Raw genomic sequence first — 16,456 nt, forward strand, 5'->3', positions numbered from 1 at the left:
CTCAGGCGGTGCGTTCGAACAGCTCGCGGCCGATCAGCATGCGTCGGATCTCCGAGGTGCCCGCACCGATCTCGTACAGCTTGGCATCGCGCCACAAGCGCCCGGTGGGGTAGTCGTTGATATAGCCGTTGCCGCCCAGCACCTGGATCGCCTGACCGGTGAGCCAGGTGGCTTTTTCGGCGGCGTAGAGAATTGCGCCGGCCGCATCCTGGCGCGTGGTCAGCCCCGCGTCGCAGGCGCGCGCCACTGCATACACATACGCGCGACAGGCGTTGAGACCGACGTACATGTCGGCCAACTTCGCCTGCATCAACTGGAAGGTGCCGATCGGCGCGCCGAACTGCTTGCGCTCGTGCACGTACGGCAGCACCACATCCATCGCGGCGGCCATCAGGCCCAACGGGCCGCCGGCCAGCACCACACGTTCGAAATCCAGCCCCGACATCAGCACGCGCACGCCACCGTTGAGCGTGCCCAGCACATTCTCGGCCGGCACTTCGCAATCGCTGAACACCAGCTCGCAGGTGTTGGAGCCGCGCATGCCCAGCTTGTCGAGTTTCTGCGCGGTGGAGAATCCCTGCATGCCCTTCTCGACGATGAAGGCGGTGATACCGCGTGCGCCCGCATCCGGGTCGGTCTTGGCGTACACCACCAGCACATCGGCGTCCGGGCCGTTGGTGATCCACATCTTGCTGCCGTTGAGCACATAGCGGCCGCCGCGCGCATCGGCGCGCAGCTTCATCGACACCACATCCGAGCCGGAGCCGGCCTCGCTCATCGCCAGCGCGCCGACGTGCTCGCCGGTGCACAGCTTGGGCAGGTAGCGCTGTTTCTGCTCGGGCGTTGCGTTCTTGCGTAGCTGGTTGAGGCACAGGTTGGAATGCGCGCCGTACGACAGGCCGATCGCCCCGCCAGCCCGCGAGATTTCCTCCATCGCCACCACATGCGCCAGGTAGCCCATGCCGCTGCCGCCGTACTCTTCCTCCACGGTCAGCCCGAGCAGGCCTTGCTCGCCGAACAGGCGCCACAGTTGGGCGGGAAAGACATTGTCCTGATCGGCTGCGGCCGCGAGCGGGGCAATATGGTGGCTGGCGAAGGCTGCCACGCTTTCGCGCAGCAGATCGATGTCTTCGCCAAGCGCAAAATTCAGGGACGGCACGTGCATGGAGCGACTCCGCAGGGATCGGGATGTGCCGGGGTGGGAGCGGGTAAGCCGCACGGCGTTTGTGCGCAGCCTAGCGGTCCGCAGTAAAAAAGTGAACTAAAATTCAACTATTGAACTCAGAATCACACCATGGCTTATCGACGCTCCGCCCTGATGGAAGAACGCCTGGCCGGCAACCGCGAACGCATCCTGCACGCGGCCCGCGCCCTGATCGCCGAAGGTGGTTATCGCAATGCACCGGTGACCGCCGTCGCCGCCGCCGCCGGCGTGTCCACTGGGCAGATTTATCGTCACTTCCCGTCCAAAGCCGAGCTTTTCGTGGAAGTTCTCAACGAGGCGGTGCAGCGCGAGATGACCATCCTGCGCGCCATCGCCACTACGCAGGCCAGTGCCGCCGAGCGCCTGCGCAGTGCGATCGCCACGTTCGTGCGGCGCGCGCTGGCCGGTCCTGCGTTGGCGTACGCCTTCATTGCCGAGCCGGTGGAAAGCGAGGTGGATGCCGAGCGCATCCGTGGCCGGCGCCTGTTCGGCGAGGTGTTCCGGCAGTTGCTCGCCGACGGCGTTGCGGCTGGCGAGTTCCCGCAGCAGTCGCTGGACGCGGCGGCGGCCTGCATCGTCGGCGCCTTCACCGAGGCCCTGGTGGGACCGATCGCCCCCAGTCGCAGCGACCCGCAGCAGGGCGAGCAGCTGGTCGAGGCGATCTGCGGGTTCTGCCTGCGCGCGGTGGGGGCGCGCCAGACGACGGCCTGACAGTGCACTGATTGAGTGTCCAACTGGGCTGTATGGATGTCGCTGGCTGTGCATATACTGTGCGCTCACCCCGCTGGAGCCCTGCGATGGTCGCCGTTCTCAATCCCCTGGCCCTGACCGAACGTCTGCGCGTGCCGGATCGCACCATCCTGTCGCCTTCGGCCATGGCCGGCCTGCTGGATCTGTCGCAGCAGGAGCTGGCCGAGCTGGCCGGCGTGCATCGCAACAGCCTGCGCGTGCATCCGGAAAGCCCGCGCGTGCAAGACTTGCTGCGCAACCTGTCGCGTCTGCTGGTGGCGATGACACAAGTCCAGCCGGACGAACGCCAGGTGGTGTTCCATCTCAAGAACACCCCGATTCCGGCGTTCGAATTCGCCACCCTGCTGGAAGTGGTCAAACAGGGCCGCACCGACGATGCGCTGACCTATCTGCGCACCGTCGCCTCGGGGGCCGCCGGTTGAAGCTGAGCGCCCCGGCGCACTGCACGCTGTATCGCGCCTTCACCCCGCGTTGGGCCGCCGAACCGCTGAGCGGCGCCGGTGCCGCGCGCTCAGGCGGGCGCTTCAATCGCTTCGGTCAACCAGCCTTGTATCTCTCGCAGCAACTGGAAACCGCCGCTGCCGAATACGCGCAGGCCGCGCCGTTTCTACCGCCGTTTACGTTGGTCAGTTACGCCGCCGATCTGCCCGCGCTGGCCGACCTGCGCCTGCTCGATGCAAGCTGGGATCCGCTCTGGGCCGATTGGGCCGAGGACTGGCGCAAGGCCCTGGTCAACAAGATCGAACCGGTGAGCTGGGTACTCGGCGACCTGCTGCGCGAGGCGCAGATCCCCGGCGTGATCTTTCCCAGCATGGCGTTGCCGGACGGCACCAACGTGGTGTTGTTTGTGGACATGCTGCAGCCCGAAAACGTGCTGCGCGTGCACGACGATGGGCGCCTGCCGCGCGACGGGCGCAGTTGGGGCGATCCGCCGATCGTAGCGTAGCGACGTCCTTCAGCTCACCAACAGCTGCAGCGCACCCGCCAGCAGCGGCGCGGCCACTGCCGTGGGCAGAATCAATCCACGCCGATACGGCAGCAACCACAGCGACAGCAACGCGATAGCGCCGGTCAACGTGCCCAGCCACAACACCGGGCCGATGCCCCAGCCCTGCGCGTGTACCGCCAAGCCGAAGGTAAGCAGCAACAGCAGCCAACCCAGCAGGCGCAGTTGCCGCGAACGCGCGGCGCCCAGCGTGCGGCCACGTACTTCCTGCTGATGCTTGTCAATCGCCAGGCACAGCGCGGCGAATCCGGAAAAATTCAGCGCCAGCAACAGCCACACGCTCATGCGCTTTCCTGCATCGGCACGCTGCCTTGCGCAGGCGCGGCGGCAGTGGCGCGGGCACGTCGCGCCGATGCCGGTTGCGGTGCCTTCCACTGCTGCAAACGCCAGCCCGCCACGCCCAGACACACGCCAAGGAACAGGCAGACCAGATCGACTCCGGCCAACGTCCATTGCCCGGCCGGTAGCGTCACGCCCAGGTGCACATCGGTGGTGATCGCATTGACCACCGGCACCAGTGCGAACAAGGCCGCGCCCAGATACAGCTGCCAGCTCCACATCGCGCGCCGCGGCCACACGAACGCGGCCAGCAATGCAACGGCCCATGCGACGAAGAACAGGTTCGCCTCCATCGTCGCGCGCGCCTCCAGGTTCACCGGCAATAACCGGTTGGCCCAGAAAAAGCTGGAAAATGCGATCGGCAGGCCGGCGACCGTGCCGATGTTGAGCGCATCCACCAGCCGCAGCCCGAAGCCGATACGTCCGGCCTTCAGATGTTTGGGGCGTTCTTTCACTGCCCACATCACCACGCCGCTGGCCACCATCAGACAACCGAGCAAGCCGGAGCCGAAGAACAGCGCGCGCATCCATGGCCCGGCGAAGTGGGCGATATGCAGGCCTACCATCACCCCGCGCGTCTGGCTGGCGCCACCTGGCGGTCCGCTGCGCTGCAGGCGCTGGCCGCTGACCGCATCGAACAGGATCGACGGCGCATTGGTGGACAGATGATCGGCCAGCTGGGTGACGCCGACCGCCGCGTGCGCATCGTTGGGAAGCGACACCGCCACGTTGCCGACCTCACCGCCGCGCCAGTCGCTGCGCGCACGCGCCACGAACTGTTCCAGCGGCAGCATGCGCGCCGGGGTACCCGAGGCGTTTCGCGTATCGGCAACCCGGTTGGCGGCCTCTTCGTAGAAACGCATTTCGTTGTCGGAGTACTGCGCCTTGATGCCCCACGGCAGGTACATGAACATCAGGGTCACGATGCCGGTGTAGGTGATCATCGCGTGGTACGGCAACGCGGTCACCGCGCTGACATTGTGGAAATCCAGCCACGAGCGCAGGCCCTTGCCCGGGCGAAAGGTGAAGAAATCCTTGAAGATCTTCTTGTGCGTGATCACGCCGCTGATGATCGCCACCAGCATGAACATCGCGCAGAAACCCACGATATAGCGCGACCACATCACCGGCAGATAATGCAGGTCGAAATGCAGCCGGTAGAAGAATTCGCCGCCCAGGGTGTCGCGCGCGGCGATTTCCTTGCCGGTGGCCGGGTCGATGATGGCGTTGCCGTACATCTGGCGGCGACTGGCCGGTTTGCCATCGGCTGGCACAGGGTTTTGCCAGTACATGCTGACCACCGGATTGCGCGTGTCCGGCAAGGTGATGTTCCAGCTCTGCGCATCGGCGGCATGCGTCTGCAGATACTGCTCGGCACTGCGCAACGCGGTCGCGTTGCTCACCGTGGTGGTGGGTAGTTCCGGGCGCATCCAGCGGCTGATCTCGTCGCGGTAATAACTCGCCGTGCCGCCCATGAAGATCAACAGCAGCACCCAGCCGACCAGCAGCCCGGTCCAGGTGTGCAGCCACGCCATCGACTGGCGGAATCCCTGCTTCATGCCGCGCCCCGTTGCAGCCATGCGGCCAGTGCGAACATCAGCGCCGCCGGCACCGCGATGCCTGCCCAGGCGCGCCACACGCTGGCGGTGGCGAACGCCCATAGCGGCGCGCAGGCGCACACTACGATGCCGACCAGCATGCTGGTCAACACGGCCTCGCTGCGTGGCATCGGCAACACCAGCGCCAGCAGCAGATTGGTGGCGCTGGCGAGCGCATAACCGCCAAACATCGCCGCCAGCGTGCGCGCAAGCACGCCCAGCCAGGGACGCCTGAACCAGGGAAGCGGCAGGGATGGTGCGGTAGGCATCGGATCAGCCAGGCGTGTGGCCGACTTACTCGGCCAGGAAGGTCAACGTGCTGATGTGATGGATCATCGCCACCTGCTTGCCGGCGATCTCACGCGTCACCGCCTCCTTGTTGGTGGCGACCACGATGTGCCGGCCGGCGCGCAGCTTTGGCAGGGTCACCTGGCCGTTGGCATCGGAGGTCAGCGTCTTCTGCCACTTCTGCGGGTCGATCACCGTCACCTCGACCTTGGGCAGCGGCTTGTTGCGATAGAGCACGGTCAGCGTATTGCTGTTGGCAGCGGTGGGCACCAGCTCGAAATCGAGCTTGGCCGACGGCGTGGCGCGCCCGGCGCGTGCGTAGTAGCTCACCGTCTCGAAGCTGCCGGCTTCGCCCTTCCACGGCTCGAACACGCTGTCGTCGCCCAGCCACGCATCGCCGGTGCCGGACAACGGCGCGGTGAGGAACGCGCTGCCGCGCTGCAGGGCGCCGGCCTTGCCGGCGGTGCCGAACACGGTCGGCTTGACCACGCGCTTGATCTCGTCTTCGCCGTGGTCGGGGGTTTCCTGCGCCGGCTCGCCGAAGTAGATGCGCACCGGGCCGCTGCCGTCGCGCTCGATCCAGATCTCGTGAGCCTGGGCAGACAGGCTGATGCTGGCCAAGGCCAGGCAGGACAGCAGGAAGGACTTCATCGCGGCGACTCCTGGTAAGCGGGACCGGGCGAGGCGAGAACCGCGTCACCGTGGATTGATGGGAATGATACGCAATTCCCTCAAGCGAGACCAACGTCTCATGCGGCATTGCGGCAATTCATCCGCGTGTGCCGGCGGGCGTGCGGGCCAGAGCCACAGCGCGGCAGGGCGCAGCGCACACCGCTGCAATAACTGTCATGCACAGTGGCCAGACGGGCGCGAACTGTGCTCTATACTCCGGCGCTAGCAGAGGTCTTCGACCAACAGCCAGGGGTGAGCGCGTGCGGAATTACGACCTCGAGTTCCTGAAGAAATTCTCGATGGTGATCGGACTACTGGTGGTGATCACCCTGGGCCTGATTGCCCTGGCAGCCTATTTGCAACGCGCCATTCCCGACGAAGTCTCGCCCACCGCAGCCAAACGCGTGCAGCAACGCATCGCCCCGGCTGGCGCGGTCTATGCCGGCACCACCGGTGCGTCCGCACAGGCTGCAGCCCAGGCCGCAGCGCTGGCCAAGGCCGCCTCGCAGTCCGCCTACGGTGGCAGCACCGACGGCAAGACCATCTTCGACAATCTCTGCACCGCCTGCCACACCACCGGCGTGGGCAAGGCGCCGACGCTGGACCATGTGCACTGGGACGCGCGTATCGCCCAGGGCAAGGACACCTTGTACAAGCATGCGATCGAGGGCTACACCGGCCCGGACGGCGGCATCATGCCGCCCAAGGGCGGCAACCCGGCGCTGACCGAAGAGCAGGTGCGGGCCACGGTCGATTGGATGCTGAGCAATCTGAAGTAAGCGCCTGAAGCAGCAGCGAGCGCCCGCAACCAGCGGCTGCAATCAAGCGGTCGGTGTGCGGCCAGGTAGCAGCGCCTGCCGTACGCGGGTGCGTTCGCGTTTCGCTGCACGGCCCCGTACGCCAGCCTTGGGCGTGCACGTCAGCGCCATCTCTTCAGGGAATGCTCGCAATTGTGCCGGCACCTGTAGACCGGCCACGTTATCCACGCAGCAGCTGGTCGGCGCTTGCAGCGTTTTGCTAGCCTGTCAGGGTTCTCACGCGTCGCCTTCGGGTGGCGCTCGCATGTGGTCTACGTCTTTTTCCGGAGTGTCTCGATGTCGCGTTGCTCGCTGGTTGTGCTCGGTGTGATCGGTCTGTTGGCGCCACTGCTGGGCAGTGCCGCCGAGGGCGCGCCGCAACGTCTGTCGATCGCCGACGTCCAGGGCGAAGACACCCGTAGCCCCCACGACGGCCGTGTAGTCGAAGTGGAGGGTATCGTCACCGCCGATACGCGTGCCGGCCTGGCCGGGCTGTTCGTGCAGCAGCCCGGCTTTGAACCGCGGCGCTCGCATGGCCTGTTCGTCACCGGTGCCGGCAATGCCGAGGTGGCGGTGGGCGACCGCGTGCGCATCGTCGGCACCGTGCGCGAGGTGTCGGCAGGTGGCGAGGCGAGTCTGACCACATTGGATGCCAGCAACATCGAGCGACTCGCCAGCGGCCAGCCGGTGCCGGTGCGCATGCTCAGCGGGCCGCCGGCCAGCTGGGAAGCGCTGGAAGGCGAGCATGTGCGCATCGCCGCACTGACGCTCAACGGCAGCGACCGTCTGGACACCTACGGCGAGCTGGTCGCCGCCTTCGGCGGTCGGTTGTGGCAGCCCAGCGAAGTGGCCGCCGCCGGCACCCCGGCCTTCGCGCAGGTGGAGGCCGACAACGCCCGTCGCCAAGTGTTGCTGGACGACGCACGCAATGGCCGCAGCCCCAAGACGGTGGCCTATCTGCCGGCCGATCCTGTGCTGCGCAGTGGCAGCCTGCTCAAGTCGGTCGACGGCATCGTCGACCAGCGTTACGACGGCAACTACCGCATCCAGGTGCTGAGTCCATTGATGCTGCCGGCCATGCCAACCGCGGTGGCGCCACAGGTGGGCGGCGATCTGCGTATCGCCGCGTTCAATCTGGAAAACTTCTTCAACGGCAATGGCCGCGGCGGCGGGTTCCCGACCAAGCGCGGTGCGCGCACGCAGGAGCAGTTCCAGGCGCAGCTGACCAAGCTGGTGTCCACCATCGTGCCGTTGCGCGCCGATGTGGCCGCGTTGATGGAGCTGGAAAACGACGGCAATGGCGCCGATGCGGCCGTGGCGCAACTGGTCGCCGCGCTCAACGCGGCCGACAAGGACAAGGACTGGCAGTTCGTCGACACCGGCAGCGGCCCGGGCGATGACGCGATCCGGGTCGGCATCGTGTACCGCAGTTCGCAGGTCACCCCGGTCGGCAAGCCGGCCACGCTGACCGGCGGGCCGTTCGACAGCCATAGCCGGGTGCCGCTGGCGCAGGCGTTTCGCAGCACCCGCGGGGCGACCTTCGTGGTGGTCGCCAATCACTTCAAGTCCAAGGGCTGCGGCAGCGCCAGCGGCGCCGATGCCGATCAGCGCGATGGCCAGGCCTGCTGGAACGCCACCCGCACCGAATCGGCCAAGCGCCTGCACCAGTGGCTGCAGGCCGACCCCACCGGCGCGCAGACCAAGCTGGTCGTGTTGCTGGGCGATTTCAACGCCTACGCGATGGAAACCCCGATGCGCAGCCTGCGTGCCAGCGGCTGGCAGGACGCCTTTGCGGTGGCTGGCGTGAAGCAGCCTTACAGCTACGTCTACGATGGCATGAGCGGACGGCTGGACCACGCTTTGCTCAGCCCGGCGATGGCCAAGCAACTGCGCGGCGCGGTGGAATGGCATATCAACGCCGATGTCATGGACGACGCCGGCTACGCCAAGCGCAACCTGCCCGGCCCGTGGCGCAGTTCCGATCACGACCCGGTCTTGCTGGGCTTTTCGCTGTAGCACGGCCTGGGGTCGGCCGTGCCCCTAGCCCGCGCACTTTCCATGCCGGCGACGTAGCCGCTCAGCGAGCACGGACTGCGCCAGGGTCCGGCGCAATGGCAACCGCTGGACGGTCCGTTTCCGCACTGGCAGCGTTGAGGCCGCCACGCAATGCGTACGTGAGAGTTGCGCAGGCGCCGTGCAGGACCGTATGCACGGCGCGTCAGCGCGAGCCCCAGGCGATCAGCGCGATCGCCAGCACCGCCAATGCCAGCCCCGCACGCGTCCAAGTGGTGGTGCGCTCGCCAAACACCGCAATGCCGACCAGCGCGCCGAGCGCCACCACACCGATGTTCATCGTCGCAAATACGGTCGCCGGGCTATGCGGCAGGGTTTGGTGCGCACGCACGTAAAACAGGATGTTGCCGAAATTGAGCACGCCCAGCAGCAGCCCTGCGGCGATGCTGCGCAAATGCAGGCGATGGCCGCGCCGGATGCGCTCCAACTGCGCGAGCAGCAGCAATGCGAACGCGATCGCAAAGCACAGCGTCAGCGCGGTAAGCGATGGCGTGCCGGAAAGCGCGATGGTCTTGAGCAACACATCGATCAGCGCGAAGCCGGCCCACACGCAGAGCAACCACGGCCACGCGCGCGCCTGGTTGTCGGCATTCGATGCGGACTCGACCGCAGCCGCAGCACGCGGGCGCTGCACGATACCGACGATTGCCAGCAGCCCGACGCCCAGGCCGGCCAGCTTCCACGGCCCGGTGGTTTCGCCGAAGACGCTGAAGGCAGCCGCCAGCGACAACAACAGCGACAGGCGTTGCGCCACATCGGTGCGCACGATGCCGGCAACGCGTATCGAGCGCGCGAGGAGCAGGAAAATACTCGGCAACGCGAGCGCAAGCCCCAGCAGCGCAAGCCACGGCGTGGTCGGCCCGCCCAGACTGGCAAACGACGGCTTGAGCAGTGCAACAGCCAACACGCTGGCGGTGGCGTAGTTCCAGGTAATGGCCTGAAACACGTCGATGTCGCGACGCGGCGCGAGCTTCAACAGCACCGACACCAGGACACTGCAAACGACGGCAAACAACAGAAAATGCATGGGCAACGCAACGAAGTGTGCAGGCAGGGCGATGAACGCGGCCGGCGGGGCGGCTATTATGACGGTATGTCCAATCCCTTATTTCCCACCGAATCGGCTGCATTGACGTTGGATGGGCCGGTCGGCCCGCTCGATGTCGCGGTCGATCTGCCCGAGCCGGATGTTGCCGCGCAACCGGTCACCGCCATCGTCTGTCACCCGCTCTCCACCGAAGGCGGCAGCATGCACAACAAGGTCGTCACCATGGCTGCACGCGCGCTGCGCGAGCTGGGGATCACCGTGGTGCGCTTCAATTTCCGCAGCGTCGGCAATTCGACCGGCGCGTTCGATCATGGCGATGGCGAGCAGGACGATCTGCGCACGGTCGCTGCGTGGGTGCGCAGCCAGCGCCCGGGCGACACGCTATGGCTGGCCGGTTTCAGCTTCGGTGCGTATGTGTCGTTGCGCGCCGCCGGCTCGCTCGAACCGCAGGTGCTGATCTCGATCGCGCCGCCGGCCGGGCGCTGGGATTTCAGCGACGTGCAGCCGCCGGCGCAGTGGTTGGTGGTACAGGGCGATGCCGATGAGATCGTCGACCCGCAGGCGGTGTATGAGTGGCTGGAAACCCTGGAGCAGCAGCCCGAGCTGGTCCGTATGCCCGACACCAGCCACTTTTTCCACCGCAAGTTGATCGACCTGCGCGGTGCGATCCAGCATGGTGTCCGGCGCTGGTTGCCGGCCGCCGTCTGACCGCGGCATGGCCCATGCGTATCGCCCGGCGATGCGCCGTTGAGCGGGCGAGGCAGCAGCCGGCCCGCGGAGAGCACGATGAGTGAGATGACCCCGTCGCAGCGCTACGCCGCCGGCGTACAACGCGGCGATTGGCGCGCCGACCCCGCGCAGCGGGCGGCCCTGGCGGAACTGGACCGTATCCACGAGGCATTGGTGGACAGTGCGCAGGACGGCTGGCTGGACCGGCTCTCGGCGTTCTGGAAGAAGCCCGAGCCGGTGCGCGGCCTGTACTTCTGGGGCGGGGTGGGGCGCGGCAAGACCTTTTTGGTCGACCTGTTCTACGACGGGCTGCCGATCAAGCAAAAATACCGCACCCATTTCCATCGCTTCATGCGCGGGGTGCACGAGCAACTGCGCGAGCATGCCGGGCAAAGCGATCCGCTGGCCAAGATCGCGCAGCAGTGGCGCGAGAATCTGCGCGTGCTGGTGCTGGACGAATTCTTCGTCACCGACATCGGCGATGCAATGTTGCTGGCGCGCCTGCTGGAACGTCTGTTTGCCGAAGGTGTGACCCTGGTGACCACCTCCAACACCGCGCCGGAAAACCTCTACGCCAATGGTCTGCAGCGCGACAGTTTCATGCCGGCGATCGGCCTGCTGCAGAAGTTCTGCGTGGAACTCTATGCCGAAGGCACCGAGGATTACCGCATGCGTGCGCTGACGCGCTCGCCGGTGTATCGCGCGCCCCTGGATGCGCAGGCCGATGCGTGGCTGATGCAGCGGTGGGGCGAACTGAGCGGAAATTCCGATGCGCGCAGCGGCAATATCGAAATCGAGACGCGCAAGATTGCCGTGCGTGCGCGCGGCAAGAGCATTGCCTGGTTCGATTTTGCCGCGCTGTGCGAGGGGCCGCGTGGCCCGGGCGATTACATCGAAATCGCACGCGAATTCACCACCGTGTTGCTGGGCGGCATCCCGCACTTCGACCGCATGAACGAGGACGCCGCGCGCCGCTTCGTCAATCTGATCGACGAGTTGTACGACCGCCACGTCAATCTGGTCTGCACCGCGCAGGACGCCCCGCCCGCGTTGTACAGCGGCCAGCGCCTGGCCGGGGCGTTCGAGCGCACCGCCTCGCGTCTGATCGAGATGCAGAGCACCGCGTATCTGGCGACCGCGCATCGGGCATAAACATGCACACGCGTCCGGGGCCTGGATTGCACAAGATCGTTGTTACCGACGAAGACGGCGGCTTGGGCCAATTCGGCGGCGGTGCCTGGTTGCACGATGCAGCGCTATGGCCATTGGATCCATCGACCGGCCGGCCGATGCTGCCCATCGTCATGCTCACCGCGTTGTTTTTGCCCACGCCCTATCTGCCCGACGATATGGTGCTGACGGTCTTCGCCTCGATCGAGCGGTCCGGCGGCGCTTATGGCCGGTCGTCGCTGCGTAGGCTCGCCGTCAATCAGCAAAGCGAGTTCGACAAAATCGCGCAGGGCCATAGCAAGGTGCTGCTGCATCGACGTGCGACGCAGGAGGTGTACGTCGGTGACAGTGCGCCGTTGCTCGGGCGTCATTTCCTCGGGCTACAGCCATTGGATGACCACGACATGGCCGAAGAGCTGGAAGATGAGGACAGCGGCGCAGGAATGAGCAAACAACTCGGCCGACCGCGTTGGTTGCAGGACCCCATCTATACAAGCCCGCGCTACTACTTTCTTGCCCAGTTTGTAGAGTCCGAGCTACGTCGCATCGATCCCGGTTACGCCGGCATTTTCGGTGATGGCACCGGCTATCTGTTTGCAGACCAGCGCGCCAGGAAGCTGGGCGAAGGCGCTGCGGCGGGACATTTCCTCATCCAGTTCACCTGAGTCGTGGCGTAGCGGGGGGGGTGTCGCGCGGCAGCGGCAGTGGTACAGCCGCTCCCCCGTAAAGGCGATAAGCGAAAAAATCGCTTGCAATCAAATAGTGCGCTATGTAAATTGCAGCCATGGACACCGCCACAGCCACCAACGCCCGGACCGACGCGCTGCTGCAGCTCGACAACCAGCTGTGCTTTGCGCTGTATTCGGCCAATCTGGCGATGCATAAGCTCTACCGCGGGCTGCTGAAGACGCTGGACCTGACCTATCCGCAATATCTGGTGCTGCTGGTGCTGTGGGAAACCGACGGCCGCAGCGTGTCGGAGATCGGCGAGCGCCTATATCTGGACTCGGCCACGCTGACCCCGCTGCTCAAGCGCCTGCAGGCCGCCGGACTGGTCACCCGCACGCGCGCTGCCAGCGACGAGCGCCAGGTGATCATTGCGCTGACCGATAGCGGCCGCGCGCTGCGCGCCAAGGCCGGCGCGGTCCCCGAGCAGGTCTTCTGTGCCTCGGCGTGCTCCCTGGACGAATTGCGTCACCTCAAGCAGCAGCTGGAGACATTACGCTCCAACCTCGGCGCGGGGTGAGGCGATCAGCATTGCCCACGCGCCATGCAACATGTCGCACACGATTCAATCGTCAACGATTCATCTACATCACGCGCTGACAGCGCTCACCTGGAGAACCACCATGGCCTCACCTGAAAAAGTCCTCTACACCGCCCACGCCACTGCGACCGGTGGCCGCGAAGGCCGTGCCGTGTCTTCCGACAAGGCGCTGGACGCCAAGCTGTCCACCCCGCGCGAGCTGGGCGGCGCCGGCGGCGACGGCACCAACCCGGAGCAGCTGTTCGCTGCCGGCTACGCTGCCTGCTTCATCGGCGCGATGAAGGCTGTCGCGGGGCAAGAAAAGCTCAAGCTGCCGGGCGAAGTGAGCATCGACAGCAGCGTCGGCATCGGCCAGATTCCGGGCGGCTTCGGCATTGCAGTGGAGCTGCGCATCGCAGTGCCGGGCATGGACCAGGCCGAACTGCAGGCGCTGGTCGACAAGGCCCACCAGGTCTGCCCTTACTCCAACGCGACCCGCGGCAATATCGACGTCACCCTGACCCTGGCCTGATTCACGCCAGCACCACCGCGCGCAATACGTGGTGGAGTCAGAAACGGCCCGGCGCTTGCGTCGGGCCGTTTTGTTGCAGGAGCAGGAGCGCTGCTCTGTAGAAACATAGGCGACGGCATCGCCGACAGCGCAGTCTGGTACGTCCGCGGGACAACACGACAGACGGGTCGACGTCACCCGCGTCCGGATGCGCATGCACGCGCTGGCGATGGGCGTCACCGCGCGGCACACTGTTGCGATGACAGTGCCAGCTTCTGCGACCTCGATCGGACTTTTCCGCGCATGAGCGCAACGCGTCCCACCTTGTTGCTGCTCCCCGGTCTGCTCAACGATGCGCAGCTGTGGCACGCGCAGCGCGTGGCACTGGCCGACGTTGCCGACTGCGTGGTCGGCGACATCACCCAGGGCGAGCGCATGCGTGCGCTGGCGACACAGCTGCTGGCGCAGATGCCGCCGCGCTTTGCATTGGCGGGGTTTTCGTTGGGTGGCTACGTCGCGCAGGAAATCCTGCGTATCGCCCCTGAGCGCGTCGAGCGGCTGGCGTTGCTGGATACCTCTGCACGTGCCGATTCGCCCGAGCGCGCGGCACAACGGCGCGCGCAGGAAGCGAGCGTGCGTGGCGCCAGTGCCTTCCACGGATTCGGCGAACGGCTGCTGCGGCACTATGTGCACCCCTCGCGCTGGCACGACGAGGCCTTGCTGGAGCGGGTGCGAGGCATGACCCAGCGTCTGGGCGTGGAGGTATTCCTGCGGCAGAACCGGCTGGAGCGGGAAGACGGCCGCGCGCTGCTGCGCGCCTATGCCGGCCCGCTGCTGGTGCTGTGCGGTGAGGACGATGCGATCACTCCGCCTGCATTGCACGAGGAAATGGCCGCACTCGCAGCACAGGCGCGGCTGGTAAAAGTACCTGCCTGCGGGCATCTGTCGCCACTGGAGCAGCCGCAGGCGGTATCGGATGTGCTGCGGCAATGGTTGCTCGCCTGACGCTGCGCCAACCGATTTGCAGTTCCGCCAATGCCGTTTGCAACGCATCGTCGCTGTCAGTGCGCCGCCGTCACCACAACACTGTTGGACACCGGCGCATCGGGTTGGTCTTTTTCGTCTTTGTGCTGGCGCGTGTTGAGTTCCAGCATCTGCAGCCGCTCGCCCTGGAAGCGATATTCCAGCGCCTGCTGCACCCCATACAGCGCATGCGCTTGCGTGCACAGCCTCTGTGCCTGTGCTCCCAGCGCCTGGCTGCGTGCCTGCATCTGCTGCTCCATGCGCGCGTCCAGTTGCTCGCCGCGTCGCTCCATTTGCGCAGCGCGTCCGGTCATCACCGTCCACATCACGCTGCGGGTCAGGCTGCCGGCCAGGTCGTCGGCAGCGCGTTCGACACTGGCTTCGAAACGTTCGTCGAACAGTGCCTGTTCCCAGCGTCCACGCCCCAGCGTGGCATCGACCTGCGTAAGCGCGGTGCCGCGCAGCCGCTCCACCTTGCGCTCCTGGCGTGCGCTGTCGGTCAGCATCTGCACCACGCCGGCCAGTGCGTCGAAGCTGATGTCGACCACCGAGCGGGCAATGGCGGTCACGGCCGGCATCAGTGCGCGGGCACCTTGCTCGAGTTCGCGCAGGCGTTGCGCATCGGCCGAGCTGACCGGTTGCGGTTGGCGATCGATGTTGAGTTCGCCACCGTGGAAGAAAATCTCGCGCGGCACGCCTTGCTTGCGACGCAGCCAGATGCCGCCGCTGTCGGTCAGCACGTCGTAGGAGATACTGACCTCGCACTGCTGGGCGGACACCTGCGGCCTGGCGGTTGTTGCCCGTGCGCTACAGGCCGCCAGCAGCAGCAACGAGCCCAGGACAACGTGAAAGCGCATGACGGATGCCTGGAAGCGGGGATGCGGCAGCATGGGGCGCCGCTGCGCGCCTGACCATGGGCAGGAAGTCAGGGTGCCGCAGCGTCCTGGCTCAACCGCGCAAAGCGTGAACCGGGTCGAGCATCGCTGCGCCGACATCTTCCAAACGCTTGGCTCACCTGATACTCACGGGGTATGGTGTGAATTATGTTGCACAGCAGCATCGGAGCTCAGCAATGCGCGACTCACGCATCGAAAAGGTTGATCTGGCACTCACCGAAATTGCCAAGGACCCATCGGAGAAGGTGGCGCTGTGGCAGTGGGCGTGCCGCGAGATGCTGCACGAGACGCTGATCGGCATGCACCAGCTCTCGCACCTGGCCGGCATTTCCCAGCAGGTTGCCAACGACTGGCGCGCACCGGTGGACGTGATCGCACCGGAAAAGCCGTACCTGGCCGCGTCCGCCCTGGCCGACCGCCGTCTGCCGCAGGTGCTCGATGGCCTGGGCAATACCCAAGACGACAACGCCCGTGCCACGCTGTGGCGGCTGCGCTACGCCAGCCTGATCGCCGCCACGCTGCAGGGCATGCAGGCACTGGCCGACAAGCACCGCATCGATCGCCAGGCGATGGCGCTGGGGCAGTGAGCTGAGGCGCTGCGCGGCCGCACGGGCTGCGCAGTGGTCGCAGTGGTCGCGTTACGTCAGAACGCTCGTTTCAATGCCGGACGGCGGATTCTTCCAGATGCCGCCACGCATGCCGCGCGATCCAGCGCGCCTGGTCCCAGGGCACCGACAGCAGCGGTCGATAGTGGTAATAGCCGTCCTGCAGCACGCGATACAGTTGCGCTTCGGTCGCGCGTGGATAGGCCAGATAGATGTCGTAGCCGAGCGTCAGTAGCCGGGCGTAATCGGCAAAGGCGTAACCACCCAGATGGCCTTCGGCGTGGACATCGCGCCAGTAGGCGATCTCTGTATCGAGATTGACGGTGCGGCGGGTCAAGACGGATGCGCTTTGCATGAGTAGGACTCCGTTGCCGAGGCTACCCCCTGTGCCTGGCACCGTAGCAGCGCCTGCCGTGTGCAAACCAGCACGCGACGACGAGCGGTCGTCGCGGTGGCTGCGCCACGGGCCGGACAGCGCCGATCCGTGGCAACCCCGGGACC

20 protein-coding genes are annotated in these 16,456 nt (G+C 66.2%); 12 read left to right on the forward strand and 8 right to left on the reverse strand.

What is annotated here, in order from left to right; all coding sequences use genetic code 11:
• Position 1: 1 nt before the first annotated feature.
• Positions 2-1,165, reverse strand: a complete 1,164-nt coding sequence (locus XaplCFBP3123_RS12420) for an isovaleryl-CoA dehydrogenase (protein WP_104534325.1) — start codon at positions 1,163-1,165, stop codon at positions 2-4.
• 129 nt (positions 1,166-1,294) lie between these two features.
• Between XaplCFBP3123_RS12420 and XaplCFBP3123_RS12425 the strand changes: the two genes are divergently transcribed.
• The 3 genes from XaplCFBP3123_RS12425 to XaplCFBP3123_RS12435 all read left to right on the forward strand — a co-directional run bounded on the left by XaplCFBP3123_RS12425 (position 1,295) and on the right by XaplCFBP3123_RS12435 (position 2,900).
• On the forward strand, positions 1,295-1,915 hold the full coding sequence (locus XaplCFBP3123_RS12425; RefSeq protein WP_104534326.1) for a TetR/AcrR family transcriptional regulator: 621 nt from the start codon (positions 1,295-1,297) through the stop codon (positions 1,913-1,915).
• Between the two features lie 86 nt (positions 1,916-2,001).
• Positions 2,002-2,376 (forward strand): DNA-binding protein, encoded by a 375-nt coding sequence (locus XaplCFBP3123_RS12430; protein WP_172453242.1) that lies wholly within the window; start codon positions 2,002-2,004, stop codon positions 2,374-2,376.
• Complete coding sequence (locus XaplCFBP3123_RS12435; protein ID WP_104534327.1) at positions 2,373-2,900, forward strand: RES family NAD+ phosphorylase; 528 nt, start codon at positions 2,373-2,375, stop codon at positions 2,898-2,900. Before XaplCFBP3123_RS12430 ends, XaplCFBP3123_RS12435 begins: the two co-directional genes overlap by 4 nt.
• Positions 2,901-2,909: 9 nt before the next feature.
• Here the strand turns inward: XaplCFBP3123_RS12435 and XaplCFBP3123_RS12440 are convergent, their stop codons facing one another.
• The 4 genes from XaplCFBP3123_RS12440 to XaplCFBP3123_RS12455 are packed head-to-tail and all read right to left on the reverse strand — an operon-like array spanning position 2,910 to position 5,836.
• Complete coding sequence (locus XaplCFBP3123_RS12440) at positions 2,910-3,245, reverse strand: DUF3325 domain-containing protein (protein ID WP_104534328.1); 336 nt, start codon at positions 3,243-3,245, stop codon at positions 2,910-2,912.
• Positions 3,242-4,858: a PepSY-associated TM helix domain-containing protein gene (locus tag XaplCFBP3123_RS12445; RefSeq protein ID WP_104534329.1), complete on the reverse strand. Its 1,617-nt coding sequence runs from the start codon at positions 4,856-4,858 to the stop codon at positions 3,242-3,244. Before XaplCFBP3123_RS12445 ends, XaplCFBP3123_RS12440 begins: the two co-directional genes overlap by 4 nt.
• On the reverse strand, positions 4,855-5,166 hold the full coding sequence (locus XaplCFBP3123_RS12450; RefSeq protein WP_104534330.1) for a DUF3649 domain-containing protein: 312 nt from the start codon (positions 5,164-5,166) through the stop codon (positions 4,855-4,857). Before XaplCFBP3123_RS12450 ends, XaplCFBP3123_RS12445 begins: the two co-directional genes overlap by 4 nt.
• A gap of 25 nt (positions 5,167-5,191) precedes the next feature.
• Entirely contained in the window at positions 5,192-5,836 is a 645-nt protein-coding gene (locus tag XaplCFBP3123_RS12455) for a DUF4198 domain-containing protein (protein ID WP_104534331.1), read from the reverse strand.
• Positions 5,837-6,117: 281 nt separating this feature from the next.
• Here XaplCFBP3123_RS12455 and XaplCFBP3123_RS12460 point away from each other — a divergent pair, with 281 nt between their 5' ends.
• Positions 6,118-6,636 (forward strand): c-type cytochrome, encoded by a 519-nt coding sequence (locus XaplCFBP3123_RS12460; protein WP_104534332.1) that lies wholly within the window; start codon positions 6,118-6,120, stop codon positions 6,634-6,636.
• Between the two features lie 315 nt (positions 6,637-6,951).
• Positions 6,952-8,670 (forward strand): ExeM/NucH family extracellular endonuclease, encoded by a 1,719-nt coding sequence (locus XaplCFBP3123_RS12465; protein ID WP_104534333.1) that lies wholly within the window; start codon positions 6,952-6,954, stop codon positions 8,668-8,670.
• A 202-nt stretch (positions 8,671-8,872) separates the two neighbouring features.
• On the opposite strand, the gene XaplCFBP3123_RS12470 is transcribed toward XaplCFBP3123_RS12465, so the two are convergent.
• The gene (locus XaplCFBP3123_RS12470; RefSeq protein WP_104534334.1) at positions 8,873-9,754 is read right to left on the reverse strand and encodes a hypothetical protein; all 882 of its coding nucleotides are present in this window, start codon (positions 9,752-9,754) and stop codon (positions 8,873-8,875) included.
• Between the two features lie 66 nt (positions 9,755-9,820).
• Between XaplCFBP3123_RS12470 and XaplCFBP3123_RS12475 the strand changes: the two genes are divergently transcribed.
• The 6 genes from XaplCFBP3123_RS12475 (at position 9,821) to XaplCFBP3123_RS12500 (ending at position 14,436) form a co-directional block, all read left to right on the forward strand.
• On the forward strand, positions 9,821-10,483 hold the full coding sequence (locus tag XaplCFBP3123_RS12475; RefSeq protein ID WP_104534335.1) for an alpha/beta hydrolase: 663 nt from the start codon (positions 9,821-9,823) through the stop codon (positions 10,481-10,483).
• 78 nt (positions 10,484-10,561) lie between these two features.
• On the forward strand, positions 10,562-11,656 hold the full coding sequence (gene zapE, locus XaplCFBP3123_RS12480) for a cell division protein ZapE (protein ID WP_104534336.1): 1,095 nt from the start codon (positions 10,562-10,564) through the stop codon (positions 11,654-11,656).
• Positions 11,657-11,682: 26 nt separating this feature from the next.
• Complete coding sequence (locus tag XaplCFBP3123_RS12485) at positions 11,683-12,339, forward strand: hypothetical protein (protein WP_253254201.1); 657 nt, start codon at positions 11,683-11,685, stop codon at positions 12,337-12,339.
• Positions 12,340-12,458: 119 nt separating this feature from the next.
• Positions 12,459-12,920 (forward strand): MarR family winged helix-turn-helix transcriptional regulator, encoded by a 462-nt coding sequence (locus tag XaplCFBP3123_RS12490; RefSeq protein WP_104534337.1) that lies wholly within the window; start codon positions 12,459-12,461, stop codon positions 12,918-12,920.
• 103 nt (positions 12,921-13,023) lie between these two features.
• Positions 13,024-13,452: an organic hydroperoxide resistance protein gene (locus tag XaplCFBP3123_RS12495; protein WP_104534338.1), complete on the forward strand. Its 429-nt coding sequence runs from the start codon at positions 13,024-13,026 to the stop codon at positions 13,450-13,452.
• A 282-nt stretch (positions 13,453-13,734) separates the two neighbouring features.
• A complete protein-coding gene (locus XaplCFBP3123_RS12500) occupies positions 13,735-14,436 on the forward strand; it encodes an alpha/beta fold hydrolase (RefSeq protein WP_104534339.1) in 702 nt (233 codons plus the stop codon).
• A gap of 56 nt (positions 14,437-14,492) precedes the next feature.
• Here XaplCFBP3123_RS12500 and XaplCFBP3123_RS12505 read toward each other — a convergent pair whose 3' ends face one another.
• Positions 14,493-15,344, reverse strand: a complete 852-nt coding sequence (locus XaplCFBP3123_RS12505; RefSeq protein ID WP_104534340.1) for a DUF2884 family protein — start codon at positions 15,342-15,344, stop codon at positions 14,493-14,495.
• A 182-nt stretch (positions 15,345-15,526) separates the two neighbouring features.
• Between XaplCFBP3123_RS12505 and XaplCFBP3123_RS12510 the strand changes: the two genes are divergently transcribed.
• Positions 15,527-15,937, forward strand: a complete 411-nt coding sequence (locus XaplCFBP3123_RS12510; RefSeq protein WP_172453243.1) for a hypothetical protein — start codon at positions 15,527-15,529, stop codon at positions 15,935-15,937.
• 70 nt (positions 15,938-16,007) lie between these two features.
• On the opposite strand, the gene XaplCFBP3123_RS12515 is transcribed toward XaplCFBP3123_RS12510, so the two are convergent.
• Positions 16,008-16,310: a hypothetical protein gene (locus XaplCFBP3123_RS12515; RefSeq protein ID WP_104534341.1), complete on the reverse strand. Its 303-nt coding sequence runs from the start codon at positions 16,308-16,310 to the stop codon at positions 16,008-16,010.
• Positions 16,311-16,456 lie beyond the last annotated feature (146 nt).

Source organism: Xanthomonas arboricola pv. populi (assembly GCF_002939945.1).
GTDB classification, from domain to species: Bacteria; Pseudomonadota; Gammaproteobacteria; order Xanthomonadales; family Xanthomonadaceae; genus Xanthomonas; species Xanthomonas arboricola_A.